Consider the following 14,424-nt stretch of genomic DNA (forward strand, 5'->3'; position numbering starts at 1 on the left):
TGCGGAGTTCGGTTTCTTAGGAGTGGTGGTATATACACGAGTACATACGCCACGTTTCTGCGGGCAGGCTTCCAGCGCCGGCACGTTGCTCTTTGCAACTTTGCGCGCGCGTGGTTTGCGTACCAGCTGGTTAATTGTTGCCATTAAATAGCTCCTGGTTTTAGCTTTTGCTTCGTAAACACGTAATAAATCGCCTCATATAATATGAGGACGCAGAATTTTAGGGCGGTGCCGAAAAGGTGTCAAGAAATATACAACGATCCCGCCATTACCAGGACAACTGACCGGCATGTTTGACTGAAAGTCTGACGAAATCAGTATAGCTAACCCTGACGACACTGTCCGCAATTTGACCAGCCAGCCCGCGGGCTTCGATATCTTCTTGCAGAGCGTAGACGGATATGGGGGCAGATTGCAGGATTTCAAGGAAACGGCCTTCCGCAAGAGCGGCGATAACGCCGTCCGACAGCAGCAAAAGATCGTCGCCCTCTTTTAGCAAACGGAGCATAGCCGCCATATCGGCGTGCCAGGGGGATGTGCTTAGCGTGTGGAGCATTCGAGCCTCAGAACCGCAGTATCACGTTAAAATCGTCAAGCCGGGCGCGCAAAGCCTCTGGCTCCAGCCATTCGCCATCAACAACCCACGGCGTGGCAGAATTCAGACCGCGCTCCCGTGCTGAGGCAGCGCAAATCCAGCACTGTTCGATATCGTATAGCGATAAGAGCTTAAAGGTGGAGATATAGTCGCGCGCCAGCACCGCTGCGGGGCGCTGCCCGGGAAGAAGCTGAAAGACGCCATCGCCCACGAAGAAAACGCCGATCTCTTCCGTCAGCGCTGAGGTTGCCAGCAGGGCGTCCAGCCCTTCCCTGCCCGACGCTGAACCATGAGGCGCAGAAGAAAAAACAAAGGCTACGCGCTTCATCAGAACTGCACCATGCGATCGCAGGTTAACGCGGCTTCCGCCAGCGCGCCCAATCCACTCAAGGTAAAGCCCGGCTGCAAATTATATCCAGGCAAATTCAGCTGCCGGGCTTCCTGTTCATCAGTGATTCCACGGCGTAACGCTGCGGCTACACAGATATGCAAGGAAACAGCGTGTTCGTCGTGCAGCGTCTGCCAGGCCCGAACCAGATCAATTTCGTCGCTGGCGGGCGCCGTGAGCTGATTCGCGTTATAGACGCCTTCACGATAAAAAAAGATGCTGAGCAGCTCGTGGCCTTCCTGCAAAACGGCGCGGGCAAACTGTAGTGCACTGCTGGCCTGCTGGGTACCATAAGCGGGCCCCGTTACCGTAATGGCAAAGCGCATTACTTATCCAGCCCCTGGAAATCTCCACTTTTGAACTGACGAATGTAGAGATATACCGTGTGCTTAGAGATGTTCAGCCGATCGGCCACCTGGTTGATGGCATCTTTGATATCAAAGATCCCCTTCTCATAGAGGTTCAGGACGATCTGCCGATTTTTAGCGTTGTTAGAAACGTTACGGTCAGCGTTCACCTCTTCAATCGTGAACTCCAGCGTCTGGGCCACCAGATCGTCAACTGATGAAGCAAAGTTGACCTGGGAATTCACCTCCGTCGTTTCCGGCGGAATAAAGGTGCTCATGATTTGTGAGAAAGGGACATCAAGGTTCATGTTGATGCACAGCAGGCCAATGACCCGATGGTCACGGTTGCGGATAGCGATGGTGACCGATTTCATCAGCACACCGCTTTTAGCGCGAGTAAAATAGCATTTGGAAACGCTGCTATCGGCTCCAGTCATATCGTGCAGCATGCGCAGCGCAAGGTCGGTAATTGGCGAGCCGATTTGACGGCCGGTGTGTTCACCGTTGGCGATACGAATAGCGGAACATTTTAAGTCCTGCAATGAGTGCAATACGATTTCACAGTGGGAACCGATGAGCATCGCTAACCCGTCCACTACCGCTTCATAGGATTTAAGGATATCGAAGTCGGTCTGGTCAAAAGGACGTTGATCCAGCAAATCAAGCTCACTGGTCTCGTTGGTTAAAAGCGACCTGGACATGAAAAAAAGCACTCCTTTTCAGGAGCCTGTCGTTATCGTCAGGGCAGGCTCATCATCATTATTAATCTATCTAAAGTAATACAGCGCCTGAGGTTCTTTCCAGTTTTAATTATATCTGCCCGCAATAAAAAAACCGCCGCCCCTGGAGGCGGCGGCTTAAAACCGATTACTTCTTAGCGTCAGCAGCTGGCGCTTCAGCAGCGGCTTCAGGCTTGGCATCCGCTTTCGGCGCCGGTTTAATATCCAGCAGCTCTACATCAAATACCAGAGTAGAGTTTGCCGGGATACCCGGTACGCCAGTTTTGCCGTAAGCCAGATCCGGTGGAATGACCAGCTGGATTTTACCGCCTTTCTTGATGTTCTTCAGGCCTTCGGTCCAGCCCGGGATCACGCCGTCCAGGCGGAAGGAAAGCGGCTCGCCGCGGGTATAAGAGTTATCAAACTCTTTACCGTCGATCAGCGTACCTTTGTAGTTGACGACAACGGTATCGCTGTCTTTCGGCGTTTCGCCGGTACCCGCTTTCTCGACTTTGTAGAGCAGGCCAGATTTAGACGTTTTCACGCCTTTCTCTTTGGCAAAGGCGTCACGGTAAGCTTTGCCTTTCGCTTCATTCTCAGAGGCGTCTTTTTCCATTTTCTGCTGAGCAGCAGTTTTTACACGGGTTTCAAACGTCTGCAGAGTCTGTTCGATCTCCTGATCGGACAGTTTGCTCTTATCAGCAAAAGCGTCCTGAACGCCGGCGATCAGCTGATCTTTATCTAATTTGATGCCCAGCTTTTCTTGTTCTTTCAGGGAGTTTTCCATGTAACGTCCCAGCGATGCACCCAGCGCATAAGCAGATTTCTGATCGTCATTTTTAAATGCCGATTTGCTGTCCGTTGCGGGTGCCGCTTTCGCTGTAGTCTCAGCAGCGAAGCTCAGCGGTGCATTCAGGGCGATGGCCATAGTGGTCGCCAGCAGCGTTACTTTAAACAGTGATTTCATCCATTTCTCCAGGGCCGGGGCATCTCACCCCAAGGTTATCGTAAAAAACAAAAAACGTACTATAGAACGTTGCAGAACAAATCAACATACAGACGTACCTGAATATCGCCTCATTTAAGACTATTTTTGTATGAATTAGTTTCCTGTCAGACGTAACGATGCTGCGCGGATGCTGAAACTTCAGTAGAATCCGCCCGCAGGATAAGACAGAAGAGGTTACTCATGCACGATAGCACTTTAGAGACTCGCCTTGCGGAGCTGGAGAGCAGACTGGCGTTTCAGGAAATCACTATTGAAGACCTCAACAAGACCGTCACTGCCCACGAGATAGAAATGGCGAGGATGCGCGAACATATGCGCCTGATGGTCGAAAAACTGAAAGCCACTCAGCCGTCGCATATGGCTTCACAGGCGGAAGAAACGCCCCCGCCGCACTATTAAGACGTAAAAAAAGCGGGTTTCCCCGCTTTTTTCTATTCCACAAAGCACAACGCGAGCGCTGCGGAATTAGTGGCAGCCGCAGCCGCCGTTGCCGCCGCAGCCGCCTTTGCCATGTTCGTGGTCATGGCCGTGGCCGTGGCCACCGCAGCAACCATCATGATCGTGGTCGTGGCCATGATCGTGCCCGTGAGCACCGTGTACATGACCATGCTCCAGCTCTTCCGCCGTTGCTTCGCGAATCGCGACAACTTCAACGTTGAACTTCAGATTCTGACCAGCCAGCATGTGGTTACCGTCAACAACAACGTGTTCGTCACCCACTTCGGTGATTTCTACCGGTACCGGACCCTGATCGGTTTCCGCCAGGAAGCGCATGCCAACCTGCAGTTCATCGACGCCCATAAATACGTCTTTAGGAACGCGCTGAACCAGGTTTTCGTCGTACTGACCGTACGCATCGTTAGCGCCGACTTCGACGTCAAATTTGTCGCCAACGTCGTGGCCGTCCAGTGCGTTTTCCAGGCCGGAAATCAGGGAACCGTGACCATGCAGGTAGTCAAGCGGCGCGCTTACCGGAGACTCATCAACCAACACACCGTCTTCTGTACGTACCTGATAGGCCAGGCTGACCACCAGGTCTTTTGCTACTTTCATGATATCTCCTGAGCATGGGAAGAATAGTGGCGCAGATTGTAGCGGAATTCTGCACCCGTGTACCCTCTAGCTTAAAAAAAGCCGATAGATAACGCTAGTCCGGATGAAAAATGCCTATCACTTGCTCTTCTTTGCGAACATGCTCGCGGACCTCTTTATCCGCCTCACGCATCTGATGACCGCACTTAACGCACTCAACAATATCGACATTATTCTCACGCCACATCGCCAGCGAATCCTGGGCCTGGCACGCCGGGCATTTCGCACCGGCGATAAAACGTTTACGCACAGCCATATCATTTACCTTTATTCAAATTCATCCCAGCCGTCTAACTGCCTGCTCTCTTTTTGCATCTCGCGCTGAAAAATCTCCTCCAGCTCGCGTCTGGCTTCCCGCACGCGGGATATCTGCAGGGTATCACTATGCACCGGCATTAACTCGCGCAGCATCCGCATATCGAGGCGCCGAAAATGCAGCTGGGCGCGCTGCGCCTGATGGGGATGCATGCCGAGTGAGATAAGCGCTTTCCGTCCTAGCTCCAGCGCGCTGGAGAAGGTTTCGCGGGAAAACTGCGCCACTCCCGCCTGCAGCAGCTCATGGGCCTCAACGCGTCCCCGCGCTCGCGCCAGAATATGGAGATGTGGAAAGTGTTGTTGACACATCTCCACCAGCTTCATGGTATCTTCCGGCTCGTTGCAGGTGATAACTATGGACTGCGCGTCTTCGGCTCCCGCCGAGCGCAGGAGCTCCAGCTGCGTCGCATCGCCAAAATAAACTTTATAGCCATATTTACGCATCAGATTGACCGCGCTGATATCGCGCTCCAGTACCGTAATACGCATTTTGTTGGCCATCAGCAGACGGCCAATCACCTGGCCGAAACGCCCAAAACCAACGATGATCACCTGCGGTTTGTCATCTTCAACCCAAGGAGCCTCGCCCTCCTCTTCAGTTTGGTTCAATCGCCGCGAAAGGACTTTATCGATGAGCTTCATCAGCAGCGGCGTGGTCATCATCGATAATGTCACCGTCACCAGCAGCAGGGCCATCTGATCGTTTTGAAACAGACGAAGCGAAGCGGGGAGTGAGAACAGCACAAAGGCAAACTCTCCCCCCTGGCTCAGCACGCCGGCAAACTGCACCCGTTCAGAGCTGCGCAGGCCATAAACCCGTGCCAGAAGATACAGGACGAGACCTTTTACCGTCACCAGTATCGCGACGCTGGCCACAACCCACAGTAAATGGGTATAGAGCACCCCAAGGTTCAGCGCCATGCCAACGGAAATAAAGAACAGCCCGAGGAGAAGCCCTTTAAACGGCTCAATGGCGATTTCCAGCTCGTGGCGATACTCGCTCTCTGCCAGCAGGACGCCGGCGATAAAGGTCCCCAGCGCCATCGACAAACCGAGCGCATCCATAAACAACGCCGATCCAAGAACCAGCAGTAGCGTCGCCGCGGTGAAGACCTCCCGCACGCCGGATCCGGCGATAAACCGAAATACAGGCCTCAGCAGATAACGACCGCCAACCAGCATTCCGCCGAAGGCCAGCACCTTCATCCCGATGGTGAGCCAGTTAAAATGGTCGTCACCTGACCCTGCGAGCAGGGGAACCAGCGCCAGGGCCGGGATCACGGCCAGATCCTGAAACAGCAGTACGGAGAAGCCCAGCTGCCCGGACTCGCTGCGGCTCATGCCTTTCTCCCGCATCAGCTGCAGCGCCATCGCGGTGGAAGACATCGCCAGCCCAATCCCGCCAACCACCGCAGCGCGCCATGAGAAGTCGCTAAGCATGAGCAAACCGCCAAGTATCAGCGCGCTGAAAGCGACCTGAGCGGCCCCAACGCCGAAAATGGAGCTTCTCAGCCGCCACAGCTTGGACGGATTCAACTCCAGTCCGATGATAAACATCAGAAAGACGACGCCTAATTCTGAGAAGTGAAGAATTTCATCCACATCGCTGATGAAGCCTAATCCCCAGGGGCCGATGGCGATACCGGCCAGCAGATACCCGAGCACGGCACCAATACCCAGCCTCGCCGCCAGCGGCACCGCCACTACGGCGGCAAACAGAAATAACACCCCGGCCAGCAGTAAATCAGCTCCCGCCATTTGGACCTCCCGCCGTTACAGGGTTAGCCAGCCAATCGCGGTAGGCGCGAGCGCGGCTTTTCAGATCGTCGGGTGATTGCCGACGCGCCCAGTAGACGATAATCGGGCTCATCCAGTGCATGCGGCACATACCGGCGGTCAGTTCGAAAGGGCGGAGAATATCATTCATCGGATAACGATGGGCATCGCGCCGGTAGGCGCTCTCCGGCTCGCCGGTAGTAATGACGCTACGCCAGTACTTTCCCGCCAGCTGATTCCCTCCCGCCCCGCTGGCAAAGCCGCGGCTGAGCACCCTGTCCAGCCACTCTTTCATCAGCGCCGGGCAGCTCCAGGTATAGAGCGGATGCTGGAAAACAATCACCTCATGCTGGCGCAGGAGATCCTGCTCGCAGGCGATATCGATAAAAAAATCCGGATAGTGCGCGTAGAGATCGTGCACGGTCACATTCGACAACTGTAAGGCCGGTTCAAGCAAAACCCGGTTGGCCACGGAATCCTGAGATTCTGGGTGGGCATACAGCAGCAAAACTTTCGCTGTCTGAGACATCTTTCCCCTCCCGAACGTCTTCTGGCGGCCTGTGCAGCGGCTGCGTCCCGACGCAACCAGAATGACTTTGTGTATCATCTTCATTTTGGGCTACCATTGCGGCCCGGTTGAGCGATTCGCTCGACACTACATTATCATAATGACAAATTAACATAGTCAGAACATACGGCGCCTTATGATTGTTTTCTCCTCCTTACAAATTCGTCGCGGCGTACGCGTCCTGCTGGACAACGCTACCGCCACCATCAACCCAGGGCAAAAAGTCGGCCTGGTGGGTAAAAACGGCTGCGGTAAATCCACGCTGCTTTCGCTTTTGAAAAACGAGATTAGCGCCGACGGCGGCTCAATGACCTTCCCCGGCAGCTGGCAGCTGGCCTGGGTTAATCAGGAAACACCTGCGCTTGCGCAGCCGGCTATTGACTATGTTATTGATGGCGATCGCGAATTCCGCAAGCTGGAGGCGGACCTGCACGAAGCCAACGAACGTAATGACGGCCATGCTATCGCGACGGTCCACGGTAAGCTGGACGCCATCGACGCCTGGACCATCCGCTCGCGTGCGGCAAGCCTGCTCCACGGGCTCGGTTTCAGCAACGAACAGCTTGAAAGACCGGTGAGCGACTTTTCCGGCGGCTGGCGTATGCGTCTCAACCTCGCGCAGGCGCTAATTTGCCGTTCCGATCTGCTGCTGCTTGATGAACCGACGAACCACCTCGATCTCGACGCGGTCATCTGGCTGGAGAAGTGGCTCAAAGGCTACCCGGGGACCCTGATACTGATCTCCCACGATCGCGATTTTCTCGATCCGATCGTCGACAAAATTATCCATATCGAACAGCAAACGATGTTCGAGTACACCGGCAACTACAGCTCATTTGAAGTGCAGCGCGCGACCCGTCTTGCGCAGCAACAGTCGATGTATGAGAGCCAGCAGCTGCGCGTCGCGCATTTGCAGAGCTACATCGACCGTTTTCGCGCTAAAGCCACCAAAGCTAAACAGGCGCAAAGCCGCATCAAAATGCTCGAGCGTATGGAGCTCATCGCCCCTGCCCACGTTGATAACCCGTTTCACTTTAGCTTTCGCGCGCCGGAAAGCCTGCCCAATCCCCTATTGAAAATGGAAAAGGTCAGCGCCGGTTATGGCGAGCGCGTGATTCTCGATTCAATCAAGCTGAATCTGGTGCCCGGTTCGCGCATTGGTCTGCTGGGGCGCAACGGCGCCGGTAAATCGACGCTGATTAAACTGCTGGCCGGCGAGCTACAGCCGCTGCAGGGTGAAATTGGTCTGGCGAAAGGCATCAAGCTTGGCTACTTTGCCCAGCACCAGCTGGAGTTTCTGCGCGCCGACGAATCCCCGCTGCAGCATCTTGCCCGTATTGCGCCGCAGGAGCTGGAGCAGAAGCTGCGCGACTATCTGGGCGGTTTCGGCTTCCAGAGCGATAAAGTCAACGAAGAGACAAAGCGTTTCTCCGGCGGCGAGAAAGCGCGCCTGGTGCTGGCGTTAATCGTCTGGCAGCGGCCTAACCTGCTGCTGCTTGATGAACCCACCAACCACCTCGATCTCGATATGCGCCAGGCGCTAACCGAAGCGCTCATTGATTTTGAAGGCGCGCTGGTGGTGGTTTCGCACGACCGTCACCTGATTCGCTCCACCACCGATGACCTTTATCTGGTGCACGACAGCAAAGTCGAACCTTTCGATGGCGATCTTGAAGACTATCAGCAGTGGCTGAGCGACTCGCAAAAGCAGGAAAGCCAGACATCGGAAGAGCCGAAGGAAAACGGCAACAGCGCCCAGGCGCGTAAAGATCAGAAACGCCGGGAAGCCGAGCTGCGTACGCTGACCCAGCCGCTGCGCAAAGAGATCGCCCGACTGGAAAAAGAGATGGAGAAGTTCAACGCGCAGCTGGCGCAGGCGGAAGAGAAGCTGGGCGACAGCGAATTGTACGATCAAAGCCGCAAAGCCGAGCTCACCGCGTGTCTACAGCAGCAGGCCAGCGCGAAGTCCGGACTGGAAGAGTGTGAAATGGCCTGGCTGGATGCCCAGGAGCAGCTGGAGCAGATGCTGCAGGAAGGCTAGCGGCAATATGCCATACGTGAAGGCGGGCTAACCCGCCTTTTTTCATCCTCCGCACCGTGGCTTAGCGCTGTGCCGCCAGCCGGGCGCGGATCTCCGACAGCGAGGCATAGCCGTACAGCTTGCCATCCAGAAAGCGCGTTTTTAACTCGCCCTGCTGCTCCTGTTCCAGCGTTTGCCCATCGTACAGCTGCAGTTCCCCCAAGGCGTCGCGTTCCACGCGCAGCAGACCACGCGCCGAACGTTTAAGACCATTATCGGTTTTCGGCTCCTTAAAGAGGGCTCTTCCCTCGCCGTTCACCTCCCCCCAGGTTGCCTTCATCGCGAAGCCGAAGGTATCGCGGGTGTTGTACTGGTAGGTAAATGAACCCACGCCGAACACCACGTTAGCGCTGGCAAAGCCTTTCGCTTCCAGGCGACGCAGGATTTCATCCGCTCTGGCGAGAGTAATGGAATCGCCGTAAATCAGGCCGACATGCGGATCCAGCACCTTGTATCCTTTTTCGTTGATAGTGCCGCCAAAGATTTCCCACAGAACCTCCACGGAGCCTTTCTCCTCGGCGCTGCGCTCGCTGCGGGTGTCGTCGTCAGCTGCGGTTCCGCACAGAATCGCCACCGGATCGCCGCTGTCCGGACGGAATACCACGCGCCCCTGACGCTGCATAATTATTGCCTGCAGCTCGCGGGTGTATTCGGTCAGCACCTGCCAGTAGTCCCAGGTATCCGAGACGATAGAGACGAAACCCTGCGGGTGGACTTCGGTAATCAGCCGGCGAAAGGTTTCAATTTCCCGCTCGCGCTCGCCCATACACATCACGCTGTGTTCCGTGGCCGGAATGCTGGCGCCGATAAGCTCATCTTCACCGCGAGTGTAATAATCACGGGCATACAGCAGCGAAGGCAGGCTATCGGTCCCTTTGAAGCTGGCCAGATGTCCGCAGCCCGACTGCGCAGTGTCGTGCAGCCCGGACATCCCCCGAAACGAAAAGTCGTGACATTGGAAATCAAGGTGCGTCAGATCGCTACAGGTTTTCTCCGCCCAGCGTTCGCAAATCAGGCGATAGTGGTGGGCGATGGTCGCGTTGGTTGACGCTTTCCACAGCTCCGCCGAAAGCACCGTCTCCAGATAGTTCACCAGCCAGAAGAACTCAGGTTGCGTATTGGTGATGGTCAGCACCGGTACTTTCATCGGCACCTTGGTGCCTTCATCCAGCGCTTTGATATGCAGCGGTAAATAGCCAAGCCGATGCAGAGCGCGAACGGGCTCCACCCCAACCGTATCGCGCCCCAGATAGCCGTCCATCACCTGCTTATACTCGTTCACGACCTCCTCTTCCGGGCGGGCGAAAAACGCGTCGTTAAACAGATCGACCAGGAACCACTGTAGAAAGCCCTGCAGGCCGAAAAACACCAGCTTGCCATCGGCCTGCGGCGACTGGAAAAAACGATCGCCGCGCGGGGTAAAGTTAGAGTAAACCTTCGTTGTCCCCTGCGGATACTGCACGCGATGGGAAACTTTATAACCATCAATGGCCAGAATCGGATTTATTTTCATCATGTTATCCCCTATGTGCTCGGTAGATGGCGTCAATATCGATAAGCTCCAGCTGCGGATGAGCCAGGGCAGGAGAAGTCAAAGAGGTGGTGGCGTAAACGGCATCGATGCCGTTATTCAACAGATGCTCTACGCCTTTGGAAAAAATACCGTGGGTGACGTACAGACTCACGCTGCGGGCGCCCGCCTCGCGCAGCACCTGCGCCGAGCCGATAAAGGTGCCGCCAGCGTCGCAGAGGTCGTCAACAATAAGCACCGCTTTCCCCGCGACATTACCGGCCAGCAGGGAAAAACCGGTTAACGCGCCGCTGGCAAGATCACGCTCTTTACCGAGGATCGCGAACTCTCCGGCGCCGCAGGCTTTAGCCACAGGATGAATCTTCTTTAGCGCGCCGGCATCCGGCGCCACCAGCATCAGCTCCCCGGCAGCAATAGCCTGACGCAGACCGGCGTTCTGCAGAAGACAGTGCTGTTGAGCCACCGCGACCATATTATTGACTGCTGCCGCTGCGGCATCGCTGTGCGGGTCAAGCACCACGACTTTGTCAAAACCAAGGGTATTAAGCTGCCGGGCAAAGACCTTCAGCGCAAAGCTGTCTCCCGGCACCATATGACGATCCTGACGCGCCCACGGCAACCACGGCAGTTCCAGATGGCTAAACGTCACGTCGGTAACATGACGCACGGCCTCCACCAGCTGCGCCAGCAGCATAAAATCGTTCATGTCGCGCAGAGCAACCGCCCGGATGCGCATCAGACGAGCAGAAGGCGGTAGTGGATCGGTCACCTTCAGCCACACAGCGCCATCGGGAAAGACGCCGCTGGCAAGCGTAAACGCTTCATCATCCAGTTCCAGGGTAAATTTTTCGCTCATGATGACCTCCGCTCATTAAATTGTGTCCCTAAGACATAATTAATAATGTCCCTAAGACACATATTGCGCAAGCGTTAAATGTCATTTAAGCGGAGATGTGGATTAAGCAATTGAAAAACAATAATAAAAATGTAGGCTTGCTGCTCAGGAAGGGGCTGGTACACTTGTCAGCGTTCTTTTCCGCTGCGAGCGCTCTATGACCAACGATGCCGAATACCTCAGCCACTACGATGCCAGCCGCTTTCCCTCGCCGCTGGTGACCGTCGACAGCGTCCTGTTTACCCTGCATGAAGGGGCGCTGTGCGTTCTGCTGGTTGAGCGCGCTAATCCACCGCAGCAGGGGGCGTGGGGGCTACCCGGCGGCTTTATCGATCTGGCGCACGATGATTCAACCCGCGCCACGGCGCTACGTAAGCTCACGGAAAAAACCGGGATTTCACCGTCATGGCTGGAGCAGCTCGACACCTTCTCCGGGCCGGATCGCGATCCGCGCGGCTGGAGCCTGACTATCGCCTGGTTTGCGTTAATCTCGTGGGTAGAGTGTCAGCCGCATATCGCCAGCGTCAGCGATGCCCGCTGGGTGCCGGTGGCGCAGCTGGATAGCTATTCGCTGGCTTTCGATCATCAAAAGATTATCGACGCCGGTCTGCATCGCTTACGCCAAAAAACGATGTACTCTTTACTGCCGGTTTACTGCCTGCCGGAAACCTTTACCCATGGTCAGCTGCTGGAAGCCACGGAAATCATCCTTGGTCAGCCGATTCAACGCAAAAGCCTGATTCGCCGCTTCGAAGCCTCCGGAATGTTTGAAGAGACCGGTGAAACAGCGGCAACCGGCGCGCGGAAAGCGCGGCTATGGCGGCGTAAACCCGGCGTCGATTTTCATCTCTTTTCACGTAACCTGCTGGCCGATTAGCCGCAAGGCCACATATGGGCTAACCTGCGCACTTCATGCGCGGTATAGTATGTTATAAAGATTATTTATTGCTCTGGTGCTATGGTTGATATCACTCCTACAGAAATGACGCCCCCTGAAGACGACTCGCAGCAGTTTCATCCGATGCGCGGCGTAGGCAATCGTCATTTGCAAACCATGTTGCCGCGGCTAATCCGTCGCAAACTCCGCTTTACTCCCCACTGGCAGCGTCTGGAATTGCCGGACGGCGATTTTGTCGATCTGGCATGGAGTGAAGACCCTTCTCAGGCGCGCCATAAACCTCGTCTGGTGGTATTTCACGGCCTGGAGGGGAGCCTACACAGCCCTTACGCACACGGACTTATCCATGCGGCAATGCAGCGCGGCTGGCTGGGCGTGGTGATGCACTTTCGCGGCTGTAGCGGCGAACCCAACCGGAATAACCGCATCTACCACTCGGGCGAAACGGAAGACGGCTCCTGGTTTCTGCGCTGGCTCCAGCGCGAGTACGGCACGGTTCCCACCGCCGCGGTGGGATATTCGCTCGGGGGCAATATGCTGGGCTGCCTGCTGGCAAAAGAAGGCGACGCTATTCCCGTTGATGCCGCGGTTATCGTCTCGGCGCCGTTTATGCTGGAGGCCTGTAGCTATCATATGGACAAAGGTTTCTCCCGCGTTTATCAGCGCTACCTGCTCAACCTGCTGAAAGCCAACGCCGCGCGTAAGCTAAAAGCCTATCCCGGCTCACTGCCCGTCGATTTACGCCAGCTAAAAAGCATGCGCCGTATCCGCGAGTTTGACGATTGCATTACGGCCAGGATCCACGGTTTTGCCGATGCGCTGGACTACTATCGCCAGTGTAGCGCCATGCCGCGCCTGAGCGATATCACTAAGCCCACGCTGATTATTCACGCGAAGGACGATCCCTTTATGGATCACCACTCGATTCCCCCGCAGGAGCAGCTGCCAGCGAATGTCGAATATCAGCTCACGGAGCACGGCGGGCACGTTGGCTTCGTCGGCGGCACGCTGCGTAAGCCTGAAATGTGGCTTGAAAAACGCATCCCGGATTGGCTAACCCGTTGGCTAGGAGCGCAAATATGATCATTCCCTGGCAAGATCTCGATCCCGAAACGCTGGATAACCTGATCGAAAGTTTTGTATTACGTGAAGGCACCGATTATGGTGAACATGAACGTTCGCTGACGGATAAAGTCGCGGATGTTAAACAGCAGTTGAAAAGCGGAGAAGCCGTGCTGGTGTGGTCAGAACTGCACGAAACGGTGAATATCATGCCCCGCAAGCAGTTTCACGGCTAAGGCGGCACATACTATCGTTTACTCTGGGAGTTGTTATGTCTGCCAAACATCCGGTGATTGCCGTCACGGGCTCCAGCGGCGCGGGAACCACGACCACCAGCCTCGCCTTTCGCAAAATTTTCGCCCAGCTTAATCTGCACGCCGCCGAAGTTGAAGGCGATAGCTTTCACCGCTATACCCGTCCGGAAATGGATATGGCGATCCGTAAAGCGCGCGATCAGGGCAAACATATCAGCTACTTTGGCCCCGAGGCTAACGACTTCGGCCTGCTGGAACACACGTTCGCCGAATATGGGCAAAGCGGCAAAGGCCAGTCGCGCAAATATTTACATACCTATGACGAGGCCGTGCCGTGGAATCAGGTTCCGGGGACCTTCACGCCCTGGCAGCCGCTGCCGGAACCGACTGACGTCCTGTTTTATGAAGGCCTGCACGGCGGCGTTGTGACGCCGCAGCATAACGTAGCAAACCATGTCGACCTGCTGGTCGGCGTGGTGCCCATCGTCAATCTTGAGTGGATCCAGAAGCTTATCCGCGACACCAGCGAGCGCGGACACTCTCGTGAGGCGGTCATGGATTCCGTGGTCCGCTCGATGGAAGATTACATCAACTTTATCACCCCGCAGTTTTCACGCACCCACCTCAACTTTCAGCGCGTACCGACGGTGGATACGTCCAACCCGTTTGCGGCCAAAGCCATCCCTTCACTGGATGAAAGCTTTGTCGTTATCCATTTCCGTAATCTAAAAAATATCGATTTCCCCTGGCTACTGGCGATGCTGCAGGGCTCGTTTATTTCGCATATGAATACCCTGGTGGTACCGGGCGGGAAAATGGGGCTGGCGATGGAACTGATTATGGCGCCGCTGGTTGAGCGGCTGATGGAAGGCAGGAAAATCAGCGAGTAGCCAGA

General features: G+C 55.6%; 17 protein-coding genes and 1 pseudogene. 6 read left to right on the forward strand and 12 right to left on the reverse strand.

All coding sequences use genetic code 11. The features are described from left to right. From rpsL to fkpA, 6 genes and pseudogenes are all read right to left on the reverse strand, one after another. Positions 1-144: pseudogene (gene rpsL / locus HMPREF1144_RS28870) on the reverse strand (30S ribosomal protein S12); the annotation flags it as partial. A 124-nt stretch (positions 145-268) separates the two neighbouring features. After that, on the reverse strand, positions 269-556 hold the full coding sequence (gene tusB / locus HMPREF1144_RS28875; RefSeq protein ID WP_004854832.1) for a sulfurtransferase complex subunit TusB: 288 nt from the start codon (positions 554-556) through the stop codon (positions 269-271). A 7-nt stretch (positions 557-563) separates the two neighbouring features. Further along, positions 564-923, reverse strand: a complete 360-nt coding sequence (tusC, locus tag HMPREF1144_RS28880) for a sulfurtransferase complex subunit TusC (protein ID WP_004854839.1) — start codon at positions 921-923, stop codon at positions 564-566. Next, positions 923-1,309: a sulfurtransferase complex subunit TusD gene (gene tusD, locus HMPREF1144_RS28885; protein WP_009654842.1), complete on the reverse strand. Its 387-nt coding sequence runs from the start codon at positions 1,307-1,309 to the stop codon at positions 923-925. The genes tusC and tusD overlap by 1 nt, the downstream gene beginning before the upstream one ends. Further along, on the reverse strand, positions 1,309-2,031 hold the full coding sequence (locus HMPREF1144_RS28890) for a transcriptional regulator (protein WP_004106380.1): 723 nt from the start codon (positions 2,029-2,031) through the stop codon (positions 1,309-1,311). Before HMPREF1144_RS28890 ends, tusD begins: the two co-directional genes overlap by 1 nt. A 166-nt stretch (positions 2,032-2,197) precedes the next feature. Next, entirely contained in the window at positions 2,198-3,016 is an 819-nt protein-coding gene (gene fkpA / locus HMPREF1144_RS28895; RefSeq protein WP_004854844.1) for an FKBP-type peptidyl-prolyl cis-trans isomerase, read from the reverse strand. A gap of 222 nt (positions 3,017-3,238) precedes the next feature. Here fkpA and HMPREF1144_RS28900 point away from each other — a divergent pair, with 222 nt between their 5' ends. Beyond that, positions 3,239-3,457: a protein SlyX gene (locus tag HMPREF1144_RS28900; RefSeq protein ID WP_004106384.1), complete on the forward strand. Its 219-nt coding sequence runs from the start codon at positions 3,239-3,241 to the stop codon at positions 3,455-3,457. A gap of 66 nt (positions 3,458-3,523) precedes the next feature. Here HMPREF1144_RS28900 and slyD read toward each other — a convergent pair whose 3' ends face one another. From slyD to kefG, 4 genes are all read right to left on the reverse strand, one after another. Next, positions 3,524-4,111 (reverse strand): peptidylprolyl isomerase, encoded by a 588-nt coding sequence (gene slyD, locus HMPREF1144_RS28905; protein WP_004854848.1) that lies wholly within the window; start codon positions 4,109-4,111, stop codon positions 3,524-3,526. A gap of 94 nt (positions 4,112-4,205) precedes the next feature. Further along, the gene (locus tag HMPREF1144_RS28910; protein ID WP_004106389.1) at positions 4,206-4,406 is read right to left on the reverse strand and encodes a YheV family putative zinc ribbon protein; all 201 of its coding nucleotides are present in this window, start codon (positions 4,404-4,406) and stop codon (positions 4,206-4,208) included. Between the two features lie 11 nt (positions 4,407-4,417). Continuing rightward, complete coding sequence (kefB, locus tag HMPREF1144_RS28915) at positions 4,418-6,223, reverse strand: glutathione-regulated potassium-efflux system protein KefB (protein ID WP_004854853.1); 1,806 nt, start codon at positions 6,221-6,223, stop codon at positions 4,418-4,420. Then, positions 6,210-6,770, reverse strand: coding sequence for a glutathione-regulated potassium-efflux system ancillary protein KefG (kefG, locus tag HMPREF1144_RS28920; protein ID WP_004854856.1), 561 nt, complete (start codon positions 6,768-6,770; stop codon positions 6,210-6,212). Before kefG ends, kefB begins: the two co-directional genes overlap by 14 nt. A gap of 175 nt (positions 6,771-6,945) precedes the next feature. On the opposite strand from kefG, the gene HMPREF1144_RS28925 reads away from it, so the two are divergent. Further along, positions 6,946-8,850, forward strand: a complete 1,905-nt coding sequence (locus tag HMPREF1144_RS28925) for an ABC transporter ATP-binding protein (RefSeq protein ID WP_004854860.1) — start codon at positions 6,946-6,948, stop codon at positions 8,848-8,850. 61 nt (positions 8,851-8,911) lie between these two features. On the opposite strand, the gene HMPREF1144_RS28930 is transcribed toward HMPREF1144_RS28925, so the two are convergent. Both HMPREF1144_RS28930 and prs read right to left on the reverse strand, forming a co-directional pair. Next, positions 8,912-10,402, reverse strand: coding sequence for a nicotinate phosphoribosyltransferase (locus HMPREF1144_RS28930; protein WP_042928743.1), 1,491 nt, complete (start codon positions 10,400-10,402; stop codon positions 8,912-8,914). A gap of 4 nt (positions 10,403-10,406) precedes the next feature. Next, positions 10,407-11,276, reverse strand: a complete 870-nt coding sequence (prs, locus tag HMPREF1144_RS28935) for a ribose-phosphate diphosphokinase (protein ID WP_009654833.1) — start codon at positions 11,274-11,276, stop codon at positions 10,407-10,409. Positions 11,277-11,472: 196 nt separating this feature from the next. Between prs and HMPREF1144_RS28940 the strand changes: the two genes are divergently transcribed. From HMPREF1144_RS28940 to HMPREF1144_RS28955, 4 genes are all read left to right on the forward strand, one after another. After that, on the forward strand, positions 11,473-12,192 hold the full coding sequence (locus tag HMPREF1144_RS28940) for an NUDIX hydrolase (RefSeq protein WP_004854868.1): 720 nt from the start codon (positions 11,473-11,475) through the stop codon (positions 12,190-12,192). Between the two features lie 144 nt (positions 12,193-12,336). Further along, entirely contained in the window at positions 12,337-13,296 is a 960-nt protein-coding gene (locus HMPREF1144_RS28945; RefSeq protein ID WP_231719137.1) for a hydrolase, read from the forward strand. Then, a complete protein-coding gene (locus HMPREF1144_RS28950) occupies positions 13,293-13,511 on the forward strand; it encodes a YheU family protein (protein WP_004125965.1) in 219 nt (72 codons plus the stop codon). The genes HMPREF1144_RS28945 and HMPREF1144_RS28950 overlap by 4 nt, the downstream gene beginning before the upstream one ends. A 35-nt stretch (positions 13,512-13,546) precedes the next feature. After that, positions 13,547-14,419, forward strand: coding sequence for a phosphoribulokinase (locus HMPREF1144_RS28955; protein ID WP_004854874.1), 873 nt, complete (start codon positions 13,547-13,549; stop codon positions 14,417-14,419). Positions 14,420-14,424 lie beyond the last annotated feature (5 nt).

Origin of the sequence: Klebsiella sp. OBRC7 (assembly GCF_000293135.1) — a bacterium.
Taxonomy (GTDB): Bacteria; Pseudomonadota; Gammaproteobacteria; order Enterobacterales; family Enterobacteriaceae; genus Klebsiella; species Klebsiella michiganensis.

Excerpts from the sequence above, each read along its gene's own strand:
- HMPREF1144_RS28910 (WP_004106389.1), bottom strand. The coding sequence starts at position 4,406 with ATGGCTGTGCGTAAACGTTTTATCGCCGGTGCGAAATGCCCGGCGTGC.
- HMPREF1144_RS28950 (WP_004125965.1), top strand. The coding sequence starts at position 13,293 with ATGATCATTCCCTGGCAAGATCTCGATCCCGAAACGCTGGATAACCTG.
- HMPREF1144_RS28955 (WP_004854874.1), top strand. The coding sequence starts at position 13,547 with ATGTCTGCCAAACATCCGGTGATTGCCGTCACGGGCTCCAGCGGCGCG.
- prs (WP_009654833.1), bottom strand. The coding sequence starts at position 11,276 with ATGAGCGAAAAATTTACCCTGGAACTGGATGATGAAGCGTTTACGCTT.
- tusD (WP_009654842.1), bottom strand. The coding sequence starts at position 1,309 with ATGCGCTTTGCCATTACGGTAACGGGGCCCGCTTATGGTACCCAGCAG.
- kefG (WP_004854856.1), bottom strand. The coding sequence starts at position 6,770 with ATGTCTCAGACAGCGAAAGTTTTGCTGCTGTATGCCCACCCAGAATCT.
- HMPREF1144_RS28940 (WP_004854868.1), top strand. The coding sequence starts at position 11,473 with ATGACCAACGATGCCGAATACCTCAGCCACTACGATGCCAGCCGCTTT.
- HMPREF1144_RS28930 (WP_042928743.1), bottom strand. The coding sequence starts at position 10,402 with ATGAAAATAAATCCGATTCTGGCCATTGATGGTTATAAAGTTTCCCAT.
- HMPREF1144_RS28890 (WP_004106380.1), bottom strand. The coding sequence starts at position 2,031 with ATGTCCAGGTCGCTTTTAACCAACGAGACCAGTGAGCTTGATTTGCTG.
- HMPREF1144_RS28925 (WP_004854860.1), top strand. The coding sequence starts at position 6,946 with ATGATTGTTTTCTCCTCCTTACAAATTCGTCGCGGCGTACGCGTCCTG.
- HMPREF1144_RS28900 (WP_004106384.1), top strand. The coding sequence starts at position 3,239 with ATGCACGATAGCACTTTAGAGACTCGCCTTGCGGAGCTGGAGAGCAGA.
- fkpA (WP_004854844.1), bottom strand. The coding sequence starts at position 3,016 with ATGAAATCACTGTTTAAAGTAACGCTGCTGGCGACCACTATGGCCATC.
- HMPREF1144_RS28945 (WP_231719137.1), top strand. The coding sequence starts at position 12,337 with ATGCGCGGCGTAGGCAATCGTCATTTGCAAACCATGTTGCCGCGGCTA.
- slyD (WP_004854848.1), bottom strand. The coding sequence starts at position 4,111 with ATGAAAGTAGCAAAAGACCTGGTGGTCAGCCTGGCCTATCAGGTACGT.
- kefB (WP_004854853.1), bottom strand. The coding sequence starts at position 6,223 with ATGGCGGGAGCTGATTTACTGCTGGCCGGGGTGTTATTTCTGTTTGCC.
- tusB (WP_004854832.1), bottom strand. The coding sequence starts at position 556 with ATGCTCCACACGCTAAGCACATCCCCCTGGCACGCCGATATGGCGGCT.
- tusC (WP_004854839.1), bottom strand. The coding sequence starts at position 923 with ATGAAGCGCGTAGCCTTTGTTTTTTCTTCTGCGCCTCATGGTTCAGCG.